At 35.4% G+C, this 15,668-nt stretch carries 11 protein-coding genes; 5 read left to right on the forward strand and 6 right to left on the reverse strand.

The annotated features are described in order from the left end of the window. Nucleotides 1–2 precede the first annotated feature (2 nt). Nucleotides 3–965, reverse strand: coding sequence for a tRNA dihydrouridine synthase DusB (gene dusB, locus AAGD59_RS01480; protein WP_012673040.1), 963 nt, complete (start codon nt 963–965; stop codon nt 3–5). Nucleotides 966–970: 5 nt separating this feature from the next. Further along, nucleotides 971–2,893 carry a C48 family peptidase gene (locus AAGD59_RS01485; RefSeq protein ID WP_265027923.1) on the reverse strand — a complete coding sequence of 641 codons (1,923 nt, stop codon included), beginning with the start codon at nt 2,891–2,893 and terminating at the stop codon, nt 971–973. A gap of 143 nt (nt 2,894–3,036) precedes the next feature. Here AAGD59_RS01485 and serS point away from each other — a divergent pair, with 143 nt between their 5' ends. Both serS and purD read left to right on the forward strand, forming a co-directional pair. After that, nucleotides 3,037–4,314, forward strand: coding sequence for a serine--tRNA ligase (serS, locus tag AAGD59_RS01490; protein ID WP_141457322.1), 1,278 nt, complete (start codon nt 3,037–3,039; stop codon nt 4,312–4,314). Between the two features lie 34 nt (nt 4,315–4,348). Then, nucleotides 4,349–5,620 carry a phosphoribosylamine--glycine ligase gene (gene purD, locus AAGD59_RS01495; protein WP_015588772.1) on the forward strand — a complete coding sequence of 424 codons (1,272 nt, stop codon included), beginning with the start codon at nt 4,349–4,351 and terminating at the stop codon, nt 5,618–5,620. 636 nt (nt 5,621–6,256) lie between these two features. Here purD and AAGD59_RS01500 read toward each other — a convergent pair. Beyond that, complete coding sequence (locus AAGD59_RS01500; protein WP_341812938.1) at nt 6,257–8,383, reverse strand: hypothetical protein; 2,127 nt, start codon at nt 8,381–8,383, stop codon at nt 6,257–6,259. Between the two features lie 449 nt (nt 8,384–8,832). Here AAGD59_RS01500 and AAGD59_RS01505 point away from each other — a divergent pair, with 449 nt between their 5' ends. From AAGD59_RS01505 to gatC, 3 genes are all read left to right on the forward strand, one after another. Continuing rightward, the gene (locus AAGD59_RS01505; RefSeq protein WP_006280296.1) at nt 8,833–9,699 is read left to right on the forward strand and encodes an ankyrin repeat domain-containing protein; all 867 of its coding nucleotides are present in this window, start codon (nt 8,833–8,835) and stop codon (nt 9,697–9,699) included. Nucleotides 9,700–10,002: 303 nt separating this feature from the next. Beyond that, nucleotides 10,003–10,929 (forward strand): ribose-phosphate diphosphokinase, encoded by a 927-nt coding sequence (locus AAGD59_RS01510; RefSeq protein WP_015588775.1) that lies wholly within the window; start codon nt 10,003–10,005, stop codon nt 10,927–10,929. Beyond that, nucleotides 10,919–11,272: an Asp-tRNA(Asn)/Glu-tRNA(Gln) amidotransferase subunit GatC gene (gatC, locus tag AAGD59_RS01515; RefSeq protein WP_015588776.1), complete on the forward strand. Its 354-nt coding sequence runs from the start codon at nt 10,919–10,921 to the stop codon at nt 11,270–11,272. The genes AAGD59_RS01510 and gatC overlap by 11 nt, the downstream gene beginning before the upstream one ends. Nucleotides 11,273–11,313: 41 nt before the next feature. Here the strand turns inward: gatC and AAGD59_RS01520 are convergent, their stop codons facing one another. The 3 genes from AAGD59_RS01520 to dnaJ form a co-directional block, all read right to left on the reverse strand. Continuing rightward, nucleotides 11,314–12,576 (reverse strand): Tol-Pal system protein TolB, encoded by a 1,263-nt coding sequence (locus tag AAGD59_RS01520; RefSeq protein WP_015588777.1) that lies wholly within the window; start codon nt 12,574–12,576, stop codon nt 11,314–11,316. Between the two features lie 5 nt (nt 12,577–12,581). Beyond that, nucleotides 12,582–14,216, reverse strand: a complete 1,635-nt coding sequence (locus tag AAGD59_RS01525) for a ribonuclease J (protein ID WP_341812939.1) — start codon at nt 14,214–14,216, stop codon at nt 12,582–12,584. Nucleotides 14,217–14,547: 331 nt separating this feature from the next. Then, nucleotides 14,548–15,666 carry a molecular chaperone DnaJ gene (dnaJ, locus tag AAGD59_RS01530; protein WP_265027925.1) on the reverse strand — a complete coding sequence of 373 codons (1,119 nt, stop codon included), beginning with the start codon at nt 15,664–15,666 and terminating at the stop codon, nt 14,548–14,550. Nucleotides 15,667–15,668: the final 2 nt, after the last annotated feature.

The raw sequence follows: 15,668 nt of genomic DNA on the forward strand, positions 1-15,668 counted from the left end.
AGCTAGTGTGTCTCTTGACCAAAAAAGCCAATAATATTTTCTTTCACTTCTGTGCTATCTGTCATGTTATTTACTCTCACACGAAATTCAGATGAGCCTTGAAGCCCGCTACTGTACCAACCTATGTGTTTGCGGGCCATCTTTATTCCTGTGTCATTTCCATAGTACTCAAGAATATTGTCGTAATGCTCGAGTATGATGCTTAATCTCTCTGAAGCTGTTGGCTCAGAAGTTTCACTTCCACTGAGAAAGTTCATTGCTTGATTAATCAGCCAAGGTTTACCGTAGGCACCACGACCTATCATCACTCCGTCTGCTCCAGATTCTTTGAGAGCATTCTGAATATCATTTAAATTTTTAATATCGCCATTTACTATAACTGGAATTTTCACTTGCTCTTTAACATTTCTAACGAATTTCCAATCTGCTTGACCATTATAAAGCTGCGCTCTTGTTCTTCCATGCACAGTGATCATTTTTGCTCCTAAGTCTTCGGCAATTTTCGCAAGTCTCGGGGCATTGCGATTTTCATCGTTCCATCCAGTGCGCATTTTCACCGTAACTGGCATATTCACTGCTTTGACCACAGCTTCAATTATCTCAGCGGCTTTTTTCTCATCACGCATTAGCGCTGATCCTGCATAACCGTTTACAACTTTTTTAACAGGGCAACCAAAGTTTATGTCTATAATTTTTGCTCCCATGTCCTCGTTTAATTTTGCAGCCTCCGCCATAACATCTGGCTCACACCCAGCAAGCTGCACAGCAGTTAATGCATCGACTTTTGCTTTTTGCAAACTCTGGCGAGTTTGCATAATCATAGCTCTGCTTGCGATCATCTCTGAAACTAACAAACTTGCACCAAGTTTCTTCACAATACTTCTAAACGGATAATCAGTCACTCCAGACATTGGAGCTAAAATAACTGGAGAATCAATTGTCAAATTTCCTACTTGTAGGGACATATATTCTATGTGTTCAAACCTAGCGCATTTACACATACTGTTACAACACTTTGTATAGCCGAACTTACTTTTTCCATAAGAGAAGGCTCTACCTCTACTATCTCAGCTCTCTCATAATGACCAGGTGCCAAGTATACCGTTTCTTGTTCTTTATTTCCCCATAGCTCGTTGTTCTGCTGATAACCTTCATTTATCATTCCCGCATTTGGCAGAAACAATGTATTTACATCATTACCATTATTTTTATAGTAGACGTCAATTTCAATATTAGCCAGCGAAGCTAAGATAGAAATTTCTTCTATGAAAACATGGTAACTTTGGCTGCTGATTGCCTCTAGATAAGATCTATAAATGGATTTGCCATTGAGAAAAGAATTTGCTGCAGTATCACTATTATAATTTCTATCATATTTTCTTTCACTAATATTGAGATTACTAGCACTAATGCTTCTTAAATCACCTATAACTTCATTTTCTTTTAATGTTGTAAGACAACATAACTTTTTTATTAATTTATTAGTCTTTTTTTTGATCTTCTCTACCCGTCTGTTTGTATGCTGAACCAAATCTTTTATTGAGTCCGACATACCAATCAAATGATTTGGATTTTCTAAGAATGCACCAAAAACTTTCTGCATCTGTCCCTTCAATAACTCAGGCATCCTTGGATCATTCAAAGAGTTAAATTGACTTAAAAATTTGTGCCATTCCATTCTCATATCTTGTGCTTTTTCAGTTTTATATTGACCAGAGCTATTATCACCAAATACCGCATGGAAAAAGCAGTTGCCATCACCTGTAGTATTATATTGAACAATTTTTGTTTGCTTACTTTCTACTGAATCTAAACTTACTCCGCTATCTTTACGACTTATATTTCCTGGACCACCTAATACAGGGCTTGGCGTGCCAGCCCTGCTTTGTTCATCCTTTTTCAACGCTTTTGCAAATTCTTTTCTCTTCTCTATTAATTGCTCTGAACTAAGTTCATATTTTAGCTGATCATCAATTTCATCAAACGATTTGCCTGCTTTCAGCATATCTGTAATTTTCTTAGCATTCTCTAAGGCAAATATTCCACAATTATACTTATCATCTTGTTGTTTAGCTTTTGAGTTTCTAATACTACTATTGTTTATTCCTAGAGTTTTCTGTAGCGCACTTGATACCTCTTCTGGTAATGGTTCACCAAATGAATCGCAATAATATGCTCTAAACTTTTTACTCTTTTCATCATGAGAAATAACCAATGTTACCCAATGATTGTTATTTAAGTTAAGAATTGAAGATAATACTAAATTGTTATCCCCTTTTACTTTATCTTTATATTCTTGCAATCGGTTCCCCAGAAAAGATGTAAGATTATCGAGGCAAGAAAAGAACACTCCTTTGGAAAATTCCCTGTGACCTTTTTTACGATATGGCATCCATCCATAGTAACTTTTTGCAATCTCTGCAATATCAAAATTACTTAACCAAAATTTATAATCTTCTTTTTTATTTGTCTTATATACAAAAGAATCCTTATTTTCTTTGCAGTCAAAAATACCACTATCCCTATCAGGAGTTTTCGGTCTTGCTTGCTTTTCTGGAGTCTTGCCTTGCAAATCTTGTAGTTCTGTATCTTTTTCTTCACTCTTTTCCCCCTTTGAAGCTCTTTTTCCATTAATATAGTTCTTCGCTAAGTAAAATAAAGGTTCAACAACCATTTTGTATGCTACTGTAAGAATTATTCCCATTAAAACCCAAACTACGGGGTTAGAGATGAGCATAGCAAGTGGAAAGGTCAATAGAGGGGATCCTATTACCGCCCCTAAACAGCCAGCAGCGAATGTGGCTGCTAGGCATACACAAGTAGCGTAGATAACGAATTCCTCACCAGCAAAGTCAGTGCTCTCTTTCTGATTATTTTTTGTAATACCCAACATACTACACCCTATGAACGCTAAGTTAATTAAATTTTAACAAATTCTAACAAAAAAATCAACCATAATAATTTTAGTAGTATGAGAATATATTGAATATTAAGAGCTTTTGGAGTACAGTAACAATGTTAGTAATAGCACAATATATGCACGATATAGAATATATACGCAAAAACCCTGAAGGATTTGAAAAGGCAATGAAAAGCAGGGGAATTAGAGAATCTACTGCGGAAGAGATATTAGAAATCGATCACGAGAAAAGATCATTAACCACTAAACTGCAGGATTTGAATAGGCAGCGCAATGAAATCACAGAGGAAATAAAAAAGCTTAAAATGAGCAAGAGCCCCTGTGAAGAGCAAATAGAGTTGTCAAAAAGCATCACAAATGAGATAGAGGCAATCAGCTTAAAAGAACAAGCAGAAAAGGATAAGTTAGTGAATGTTTTATCTAACTTGCCGAATATTCCTGCGCAAGATGTGCCAATAGGCGCAGATGAGAACTCTAATTTAGAGGTGAGAAGATATGGAGGAAAAAGACAGTTTGATTTTACAGCAAAATCTCATTATGAGCTCGGGGAAAAGTTAGGTTTAATGGACTTCGAACAAGCGGCGAGAATTTCCGGATCAAGATTTACGATATTAAAAGGACAGTTAGCTAAGCTTGGACGAGCGCTAATAAATTGTATGCTTGAAATGCATGTTAATGAATTTGGCTATACTGAGGTGTACCACCCGGCTTTGGTGAAAAACGAAGCTATGTATAATGTTGGTCAGCTACCGAAATTTTCTGACGATTCGTATTTAACTACCGACGAATTGAGGTTGATTCCCACAAGTGAAGTGTTTTTAACAAATTTAGTTGCTGACAAAATAATGGAAGAAAAAGAACTGCCTATTCGCTTTACTGCATATTCGGAGTGCTTTCGTAAAGAAGCAGGTAGTGCAGGTCGCGATACCAGGGGCATGATAAGGCAACACCAATTTGGTAAAGTGGAGTTGGTAAGCATCACAACTGAAGACCAATCAAATGATGAGCTTGAGCGTATGACGAGTGTTGCTGAAGAGATATTAAAAAAATTAGAATTGCCATACAGAGTAATGCTGCTTTGCAGTGGCGATATGGGTTTTGCTGCACAAAGGACTTATGACATAGAGGTATGGTTACCTGGGCAAAATAAATATAGAGAAATATCAAGCTGCTCAAATTGTGGTGCATTTCAAGCAAGAAGGATGAACGCTAAATACTCTTCAGAAACTGATAAAAAGATGAAAAAATATATTCACACTTTAAACGGCTCAGCTTTAGCTATAGGAAGAACGATTATTGCCATAATGGAGAATTATCAAAATTCTGACGGGTCGATTGCAATACCAAACGTGTTGCAAAAATACATGAGTAATGATACTGTTATAAGCAAATAATAATTTTGACATATAGAAAAGCGAGGAAATAAAGATGAAGGTTCTGGTTATAGGTTCTGGTGGGCGTGAGCACGCTCTACTTTGGGCTCTAAAAAAATCTCCTATCTTGACTGAGTTATATGTAACTCCTGGTCGCCAAGCTATGAAAGATCTTGGGGCTCTTGTGGATGTAAATATTCAAAATTCAGTAGATGTTACACAATTTTGCAAGAGAGAAAATATAGAGTTGGTTGTTATTGGTCCAGAACAACCAATAATTGATGGGCTTGCTGATGATTTAGTTGCAGAGGGAATAAATGTTTTTGCTCCAAGTCAAGCAACTGCAAAACTTGAGGGATCGAAGTCTTTCACCAAGGGACTATGTAAACGATATGGTATACCAACTGCCAAGTACGAGTGTTTTGTTGATGAAGGGTTAGCTAAAGATTTTGTACGTAGCAATAAAATAAAGTTTCCACTTGTAGTGAAAGCAAATGGAATTGCAGCAGGAAAAGGGGTGGTTATATGTAATACAGAAAGCGAAGCTTTTTCAGCAATAAATTCAATGCTAGTGGAGAAAAAATTTGGTGAATCAGGTGAAGAAATAATCATAGAAGAGTTTTTAGTTGGAGAAGAAGTAAGTTTTTTTGCTCTTATTGATGGGTTGAAAGTAGTAACTCTTGGGTGTGCAAAAGATTATAAGAGAGTTGATGAAAGTAATGAAAGCCAAAATACTGGAGGTATGGGGTCGTACTCATCACCTTCAATTATAAGTAAGGACATGGAGCAAAAAATTATCCAAAAAATAATATACCCTACAGCTCAAGCATTGGTTAACATGGGTACGTCTTATAAAGGAGTACTCTTTGCTGGTTTAATGATTTGCAAAGATAGCCCAAAACTTCTCGAGTATAACGTTAGATTCGGTGATCCAGAAACGCAATCTATATTACCTAGATTTGATTCAAATTGCGATTTGTTAAAATTGATGTTGTCAGTTGCAGAAGGAAAGTTAAATGTCAAAATGGTGGAACTTAACAACAAATCTACAGTTTGTGTAGTTGTTGCAAGTAAAGGCTATCCGGGTGATTATCAAAAGGGAGAAGTAATTAAAGGATTAGATAAGATTGAAAGCATTCCTGGTGTGTTGGTGTTTCATGCTGGTACTAAATTCGATGAAAGTGGTAACTTAGTTTCCGATGGCGGAAGAGTGCTAAATATAGTAGCAGAAGGGAGCACTATAGAGGAAGCCAAAAGTAAGCTGTACTCAGCATTAAATTTTTTAGAATGGCCAGGGGGCTTCTTCAGATACGATATCGGTAGTTAATGTTAGCTGTCGGTTAGCAGGTGGTTCACAGAAACGAAAAACTTCCTTGACAAACTCCGCCAGCCCCCTTATCATGAAACTGAAGCTATTGTATTTGCTTTCGCCAATCTGCAGATTAAAAGGTAAGGATTACTTAATGTATCGGCGTCTTATGTTCAATTTTTTGCAGTATATAGATACTGTATGTCTTTACAAAACTTCATCTACATCTAGATTTTTATCTAAATAAGCTGAACGCGCTTATAAAGCGTTACAAGACATCAAAAAATGCCAATACTCGACAGAGATAGTAAAAGACTAGCTAACTCGGGGATTCTTTGTCTTTTTTTCTGCTTAGTAAACTTCTTAAACATTTGCAGCGTAAGTTAGTTGCAATTAAAAGCGGCTGAATCTCGCTTGTCAAGCGTTTAAAACATAAAAAACGCCAATATTTTAAAGCGGATAATAACCCCAGGGCTTCTTTTGCCTTTTTTTTCATTTGGTAAATTTCTTAAATATTTATGGCTAAACGACAATCGTCATCCCGCTACTTGTTAGCGGGATCTAGAGATACCGCGGCGGTATGACGTAGGGAAACCTTTCTTGGGTTAGCTATAAAACTAATCAGCATCTTGTTTAGCACATATAAATTAAGTTTCACAAATATAGTGCTAAACCTTGAAAATATGTTATAGCTACTTCTTCCAATTTAGTGGTGGGTTTTGACAGTACACATGTTATTTTACTAGCTACCAACTCAAGTGTCACAGAAGTTGCAATCATTTTAAATGTCACAGAAGTTGCAATCACTGCATTTATATTCTGTACTTTAACATTTACTCTACTTTCTATTAGAGGCTTTACCCCCCCTACATCATTACGTACAGCAGTATGATTTATTTCATTTTTAGTTCCACTACTATGCTGCAACAAGATATCCCCATTAACTTTTATTTCAACATTTTTGTCACTACTACCATTGTTAAAATTTAATCCCTCATCTCTTCTACTTTGTCTTTTTTCTTTTAATTTTAATTCAGTTTCTCTTTCATCAAGTACGGAAACGGTAGGAAATGGGATGTGAGTTTTTTCCTGACCATCTTGATTTATAGCTCTTGTTGTATTAAAAGCTTCGTTGCTTTTACATGATATTGTATAAGTAAGTGGTGTGTAGATTTTTTCTTCACTATCTGGATATTTTATAGTTATTGTTGCATTAAGAATGTCTTTCAGAATATCGTTTTCTCTAGCTATGTCTAAAATTTCTTGAATAACTTTGCGATCATGTAATGCGGCAAGTAACTTATCAGTTACTTTTTGATTATTTTTATGTTTTATGGTTATTGTTGTGTTAAGAATGTCTTTCAGAATACCGTTTTCTTTAGCTACTCTTAACATTTTCTCAACAGCTATACTATCTTTACGTAGTATAGCATAAGTAAGCGGTGCGCAAGTTTCTTCATGACCATCTGGACATTTTATAGTTGTTGTTGCATCAAGAATATCTTTCAGAATACCGTTTTCTTTAGAGATTTTTAAAATTTCTTCAATAGTTTTGCTATTTTTACATGATATAGCGTAAGTAAGCGGTGTGTAAATTTCTTCCTGACCATCTAGATATTTTATAGTAGTTGTTGCGTCAAGAATGTCTTTCAGAATATCGTTTTCTTTAGAGACTTTTAAAATTTCTTCAATAGTTTTGCTATTTTTACATGATATGGCGTAAGTAAGCGGTGTGTAAATTTCTTCTTGACCATCTAGATATTTTATAGTAGTTGTTGCGTCAAGAATATCTTTCAGAATACTGTTCTCTTCAGCTGCTACTAGAATTTCTTTAATAATTTTGCCATCCTCCCAGAACATAGCATGAGCAAGTGGTGTGTAAGTCACTTCCCGGCTATCTAAATGTTTTATAGTTATTGTTGTGTCAAGAATATCTCTCAGAATACCGTTTTCTTTAGCTACTCTTAACACTTTTTCAACAGCTATACTATCTCTACGTAGTATAACATAAGCAAGTAGTGTGTAAGTCACTTCCCGGTCTAGATATTTCATGGTTGTTGTTGTGTTAAGAATATCTTTCAGAATACTGTTCTCTTCAGCTGCTACTAGAATTTCTTTAATAGCTTTGCTATCCTTCCAGAACATAGCATAAGCAAGTGGCGCGTAAGTCACTTCCTTGTTATCTGGATATCTTATAGTTGCTGTTGTGTTAAGAATATCTTTCAGAATACCGTTCTCCTTAGAGACTTTTAAAATTTCTTCAATAGCTATACTATCTTCACATAGTATAGCATAAGCAAGTGGTGTAACAGTTGCTCTCCGACCATCTGGATATTTTATAGTTGTTGTTGCGTTAAGAATATCTTTCAGAATACCGTTTTCTTTAGAGACTTTTAAAGTTTCTTCAATAGTTTTGCTATTTTTACATAATATGGCATAAGTAAGTGGTGTGCAAGTTTCTTCCTGACCACCTGGATATTTTATAGTTGTTGTTGCGTCAAGAATGTCTTTCAGAATACCGTTTTCTTTAGCTACTCTTAACATTTTCTCAACAGCTATACTATCTTTACGTAGTATAGCATAAGCAAGTGATATAATAGTTGGTTCTTTACCCCGATGTTTGCTTACTTCCGTAGTAAGAATCCTTTGTTTTTCCTTTTTAGATATTTTTTCTAGTTCTTCAGCAATGCTACTTTTTTTGCCTTTTATTTTTGATGCTAATTTTAAAATATTTTTTTCATCTTTCTCTTTCAATTTCGAATCGTTTACCTGATGAGTCATTTTTTTTCTCAAGGTCTTTCTTATTAAACTAAGTATAACATTTCCTCTCTTCGTGGTTATAATATTTGCTTTTATGAATCAGTTGTGTTGATAATGTATTAATTGCATAGTTCAGACATTGTTTTATAAAGCAAAATTTTAGTAGACCACCTTACAAGAACGTTTCTTGCTAATTCTGAATCCGAAAAAAGGACGCAGTAAAGTTATTTGTAAGGGAAGAATGAAACTTGTAGCTATAGCTAAACTGACTTACGATAATTTGAAAAACCGTCATCCCGCTGCTTGTTAGCGGGATCTAGAGATACCGCGGCGGTATGACGGTTCGCAGTGGTATGACGGTTCGCGGCGGGATGACGATAAGCTCGTCATCCCGCTACATTAATATTGTATTAATAAAAACTTAATAATAATCCTTAATAATATATGAACTAACATGTTCGCAATTTCGTATGACAGAGGAAACAAAAGATGGATATGCTTCCTTATATGTTGCAATTCAGGAAGGTAATATTGAAGCTGCAGAACTACTAATAAAGTGTGGCACAAACGTCAATGATCATTATGAACGCAATCGTACGCCACTGCATATTGCCATCGGACGCAAACAATTAGAAATAGCAAAATTGCTAATAAAAAATGGAGCAAACGTTAATGCAAAAACTCAAAATCATGGTAAAGATGATCTAACACCAATGCACTTTGCAGTTTTTGCAAATACGCCAGAATTTATAGAATTACTAGCTAGCCATGGTGCATTGATTAATGAAAGAGAAAGCACCGAAGGGTATACTCCTCTTCACTTTGCTGCTTTGTATGGGAACAAAAATATAATACAAGCCTTAATTGATAAGGGACAAGATATTGAAGATGTGGACAATAATGGGCGAACAGCTCTGTTTTTAGCTGCTAGGCAGTGCACTGAAGCAGAAGATGATAGCAGAATAGAAATTATCAAGTATTTGATAGACAAGCTCAAAGCAGATGTAACAAAGAAAGACAATAATAACAATGCAGTACTCTTTCCTGCCGCTAATAATTGCCCTGGAAAAGTGGTAGAATTCATCATTGAGCAATATATAAAAATCTTTGAGTTAGAGAATTTTATCAACCACAAAAATAATGATGGAATGGATGCTTTGGATATTGCGCTGAATAGTGGAAACGAAAAAGCTATTGAAGTATTAAGATCATATGGAGCAGATATCAAGAATAAGGTAGATGGTAGCATTCAAAAAATTACTGCAGAAAAACCAAGTAGTACCCTAGACAGAGCAGAAAGTGCAGAGGTAGCACCTCCAATTAAGCAAAGAGTATAAAACTTTTTATAAAGCGATTATAAATTTCAGTAAGTTGCAGAGGCTCTACAATGGGAAGTGTAGTATGTTAGCAGATACAAATGACTAGATAAATTATATTTCATTAAAGTCATTTATCTTGAAACATAAGCAGGATTTTGTATAGTTGTTTCAATTTGGGTCTGTATATTGAAACAATGCGTGAAAATGACAGGTCATTGTACAAGAGATACCTAATTCGCCGACAAGAATACTAGATAAAGAAACTTACATTTCAATTATTTTACAATTTCTGTATAATCTTAAAAACTCAATTAGTGCGTTATGAAGATAATAATAGGTAATGCTAGTAAGGAATTAGGGGAATCAGTAGTTAACCGGCTAGATGTTCAACCATCCTCTGCTTGGATATCAAAGTTTACCGATGGCGAGGTAAATGTAGAAGTAGCAAATGATCTGTATAATCAAGAAGTATACATAGTACAATCTCTTTCTCCCCCTGTGAATGATAACCTTATGGAGCTTCTGCTTATAATTGATGCAGTAAATAGATTAGGAGCCAAAAGGATAGTAGTAATTATTCCTTATTATGGATATAGCAGACAAGATAGAATTATCAAAAACAATAATATGCAATCTGCTTTAAGTGCTAAATTAGTTGCAAATCTTATTCAAACTGCAGGTGCAAGTAGTGTTGCAGTTATTGATTTGCACTCAAGTCAAATTGAAGGATTCTTTGATGTACCGGTAACTAATTTGAACTGCTTTGAAGCATTTGTTGACTCTATAAACACGGAAAATTTGGCAATTGTTGCACCTGATGTTGGGGCAATTGGCAGAGCACGTGCTTTTGCGAGGGCTTTAGAGGAAAAGTACAAGATAGGGTTAAGTGATAAGATTATTGTAGTAGATAAATATAGGGAGAAAGCAGGCACATCTCAAGTAATGAACATAATAGGAGAAGTTGCAAACAAAAATTGTGTCATTGTTGATGATATAGTTGACTCTGGTGGAACGTTGTGTAATGCAGCTCTTGCTTTAAAAAGTTACGGAGCAAAGTCCGTAACTTCATGCATCACACACGGTGTGCTTTCAGGAAGTGCAGTTGAGAAAATCTCTTCCTCTTCTTTAGATAAATTAGTGATTACGGATACCATACTTCACAAACTTGAAAAAACTGGTAAAATAGAAGTTGTTTCGGTTGTAAATATTTTAACTCACTTCATCCAAGGAGGTAGAAATGCCAGCTAAGTCAACAGAAGACGTTATTACTTCACTAATAGAATTTGCAAATAAGAGAAAAATAACAATTACCAAGGAAGAAATGCTTAAAATTGCACAGCTTGTAAGGATTAAGTTATCAAATGACGAGATTGATCACTACTCCAAAGAACTGACAATGCTGGATTGGATACACGATACTTTATTGCAAGTTAATACTGAAGGTGTTTCTCCTATGCGTTATGGCAGCATAGACAAGGACATTCATGTACGCGATGATGTTATAAATTCTCAAAACATTAAAAAAGAGATATTGTCCAATACAAAACCTGAGCATGGGTATTTTGTAGTGCCAAAGGTTATAAGCGATTAAAGTAAAATAAGGCTCATATCAAACCTATAATAGATCTACTTTCAAAAATAAGACCAATCCGGTAAAGAAGCATTTGTGGGAGTGGAAACCATTTTTTGATTTTTCTTTACTAAGTCTACTAAATATAGTTTAGAGTTGCTTGGTGATTCTGTTCTTGTAAAAATGATTTCTCTACCATTTGGTAGCCATGCCGGGGATTCAATTTTATGCCCCTCTGAAAGCAGACGTTCTTCTTTGCCATCTGGCTTCATAACTCCTATGTAAAATTTTCCTGACTGAATCTTTGTAAAAGCTATCAGATCTCCTTTTGGCGACCAAACAGGCGTAGCATATCTTCCACTTCCAAAACTAATTCTTTTAGGTTTTTTACTTTTGTTAGTAAAATCGATAACGTACAGTTGCTGACTCCCACTTATATCAGAACTAAAAGCCATATACTTTTGATCTGGAGAAAAAGAGGGAGAAGTGCTTATAGCTGAACCTTTAGTAATTTTTTTTGTTCGTTTACTACTTAAATCCAAAGATAATATATTCGTTTCACCACCCAATGAGTGGGAAATTAAAAGAGATTTACCATCGGGAGAAAATCTTGGTGCAGAAACAACTCCTTCAAATGCGCTGATTATTGATTCAGTGTTATCTTTTAAATTTTTTAATATTATATAACTTTTACCATTTGCGTACGAGATATAAACAATACCCTTTCCATTTGGTGAGAATCTCGGTGTTGACACAAATCTATCGCCATTTGTTAAGTATTTTATATTACTTCCATCTTGATTCATCACAGCAATTTTACGCACAGATTTGTAGTTGCTATCTTTTTCTTCAGCGATATACGTGATTTTTGTGTTGAAGTGCCCTTTCTCACCAATTAATCTATCATGTATCACATCCGAAACGAGGTGACCAATTTTTCTCCAGTCTTTTGCTGGAAAAACAACTGACTGAGTAAGTAATTCTCTTTTTGTAAAAGTGTCAAATAAACGAAATGATAGCTCTAATGCACTACCAGATATTTCGCTTAAACTTACTGTGACTACAGTATCGCTTTTCCAAGATTTAGATTCAGCTTCCGCGCCACGTTTTACATTAAATAAGCCACAATTAGATAAATTTGTTCCTATTACCTTTGCAATATTTTCGCTTAATTCGCTTTCCAACGCTGTTTTACATGTACATTTAGATACAACAAGACCAATGTTACCAACACTGCTTTTTTTTATATCAACATATAAAGCAGCTTTTGTAAAATAAGGAATAAATAACGAAATAAATAACACCAGATGAACGAATAGCTTCATTCATTTCATACCTGTTCTATCTGAACCTCAATTATAGGCCTTTTTAGTAAATATTCCTTTAAGATACTCAATATTGAACTTTCAATCTTATTTTTAATTTTTTTTGTTGGCTGCAAACTAAACAACGACTCAACTTTCTTGACAATTTTCTGTATGGTAGCTGCATCTTCTAGCACTTCAAAAACACCAGGTACAAATACTTTTGGTTTAGCAAGCAATTTATTTTTCTTGTTTACAACTGCTGTTACCACAATAACTCCGGCATCTCTCATCCTTTTACGCATTTTTATAACACTGCTCTCCGGATGACGTAGCAGCATACCATCAATACCAAAGTAGTCAACATCAATTGAATCAACTTTTTCTCCGTTCTCCAAATTAACAATATCACCTGGTGCAATCATTATTGCTTTTGCCACACCGCACTCTTTAGCAAATTTTACATGTGCATGCGTGTGAATATATTCGCCGTGAACTGGAATAGACATCTTCGGTTTTATTAAAGAATACATTTCCTTTAGCTCTTCTCTTGTTGGATGCCCAGAAGCATGAACATGCTCTGTTTTTTCAGTAATAACTTCTACCCCCATCTCAATAAAGGCATTGAGCATGTTGTGCGCACGAGTTTCATTTCCAGGAATGATTTTTGACGAAAAGATCATGGTATCACCTTGCTGCATTTTAAATGCTTGATGACTCTTAGCAGCAAGTCTTGCGGTAGCTGCCAATGGCTCACCTTGACAACCTGTGCAAAGTAGCACCAGTTCTTCCCTTGGAAAATTTACTGCTTCCTTTGCTTCAAGAAACTGAGGAGAATCAGTTAAATAACCACTATCTTGCGCAACTTTCACTATTCTCCATAAAGATCTACCAAGTAAAACTACTTTTCTATTTAGTGCTTTTGCAGCTTGGCTTATCGTTTCAATTCGTGCCACATTTGAAGCGAATAGCGAAACAGCAACTAATTTTTTAGACCGCTTTATTATGTTATAAATATTATTATAAATTTCACCTTCTGACTCAGGGTGATGCTTGCTTAATATATTGGTTGAATCGCAAATTGCTGCAAGCAGGTCACCTTTATCGCCAATTTCTTTTAGACGCTCCATATTAGAAGTTAATCCAACAACAGGTTTTGGATCAAATTTCCAGTCTCCGGTATGGAGTGCACTACCCATTTCAGTGCTAATTAATATTGAATTTGCCTCAGGAATTGAATGAGTTACATTTATAAACTCGACGGTAAAAGGACCCAAATTTATGCTGCCATTTATGTCTACCTCTTTTACAAGCACTATACCTTCCAATCGAAATTCTTTTAGTTTTTCTTTAAGAAAATTAACCGTAAACTTTGTTGTATATATGGAGCACTGCAACTCTTCCCACAAGTGGGGCACTGCACCGCAGTGGTCCTCATGTGCATGTGTAATTATTATTCCAAGTAAATCTTTTTTTCTTTGAGCAATAAAATCTATATCAGCAATGAGCAGCTCAACACCTGGCATAGTTTCATCTGCAAAACCAACACCAAGGTCGATCATAATCCACTTACCTTGGTAATGATATAGGCTAACATTCATCCCGATTCTTCCTACTCCCCCAAGCGGAAGAAATAAAAACTCATTTTTGTTTATATTCATTAAATTTAAATTATTAAAACCTGAGAATAGCAAAACTTCGACCTTAAATAAAGAAATTTATTGCTTTTACATAGTTTTATAGCTAACCCAAGAAAGGTTTCCCAACGTCATACCGCGATTTATTCGCGGTATAGATTCCGCTAACGAGTAGCGGAATGACGAATTTGTTGTTTTTCAAATTGTAGGTAAACCTAAGCCACTTTGGCTATAAGGAGCTAAGAAGTTTCTATTGGCTAATTATTGTTAAGTTTTCCATGAGTGAGATCAAAAAATTGCAGGATTAAATGAAAACCCGTAAACAGTTACCCCTTTATGTCATTTAGCAGATTTCTTATTTTTTTTTTACTTTACTAAAAAACCCTTCAGATTGCTGTTGTACACTTGCATTTTCCTCTTCTTCAAGCGCTTTTAATAGTTCAATTTGCTTTTTAGTTAAATTTTTTGGATTTAAAGTCTCAACTATTACCTGTACGTATAAATCACCACGAGCATGTGAGTTCATATATGGCATACCCTTTTCCCTACAACGTAGTTTGGTACCAGTTTGAGTGCCTTCAGGGACCTTTACTTTTATTTTAGCTCCATCAATTGATTGAATATCGATTTCACCACCAAGCACTGCTAGTGTCATTCTTATAGGCACTTTACAGTGTAAATCTGCTTTATTTCTAGCAAAGATTTTATGGAAAATTATTTTCACGTATACGTATAAATCTCCACTTTTTCCACCTTTTGTTCCAGCTTCTCCTTTACCACTTATCCTTACCTTAGCTCCTTCTTCTATGCCTTTTGGAATTGAAACGGATATATTTACTTCATCTCTTCTACGTCCACTTCCACCACATTTCTTACATTTGTTTTGTATTATTTCTCCTTTCCCATAGCATGTAGTACATGTTCTTTCGATGGTAAAAAAGCCTTGTTGAGTTCTAATCCTACCGCTTCCCTGGCATGTGTGGCACTGAACTGGTTTAATTGCTCCTTCGCCACCTGTGCCTTGGCATGTATCACATTTTACATTTGTCACATAATGTATAGGCGCTTGTATTCCTTTAAATGCATCTTCTAAGGTAATTTCAAGATCATAACGTAGGTCTGCTCCAGATACTCCTGTTGTACTTCTTTTTGCTCTCGATCTACTTGCACCACCACCGAATCCTCCACCAAAGAAGTCATTGAATATGTCGCTAAAATCTCCTGCAGAGCTAAAGCCTTGAAATCCACCAGAAGCACCTTCGTGGCCATAACGGTCATAGCCTGCCCTTTTCTCAGAGTCAGACAGAACTTCATATGCAGCTGTTACTTCTTTAAATTTTTCCTCTGCTTCTTTATTGCCAGGATTTCTATCAGGATGATATTTTAACGCTAATTTTTTATATGCTTTTTTTATCTCATCAATATTGGCATTTCTGCCTACTTCCAGCAGATCATAGTAGTCTTTTTTGCTCATAT

It is taken from the genome of Wolbachia endosymbiont (group A) of Cephus spinipes, assembly GCF_964026895.1.
Taxonomy (GTDB): domain Bacteria; phylum Pseudomonadota; class Alphaproteobacteria; order Rickettsiales; family Anaplasmataceae; genus Wolbachia; species Wolbachia pipientis.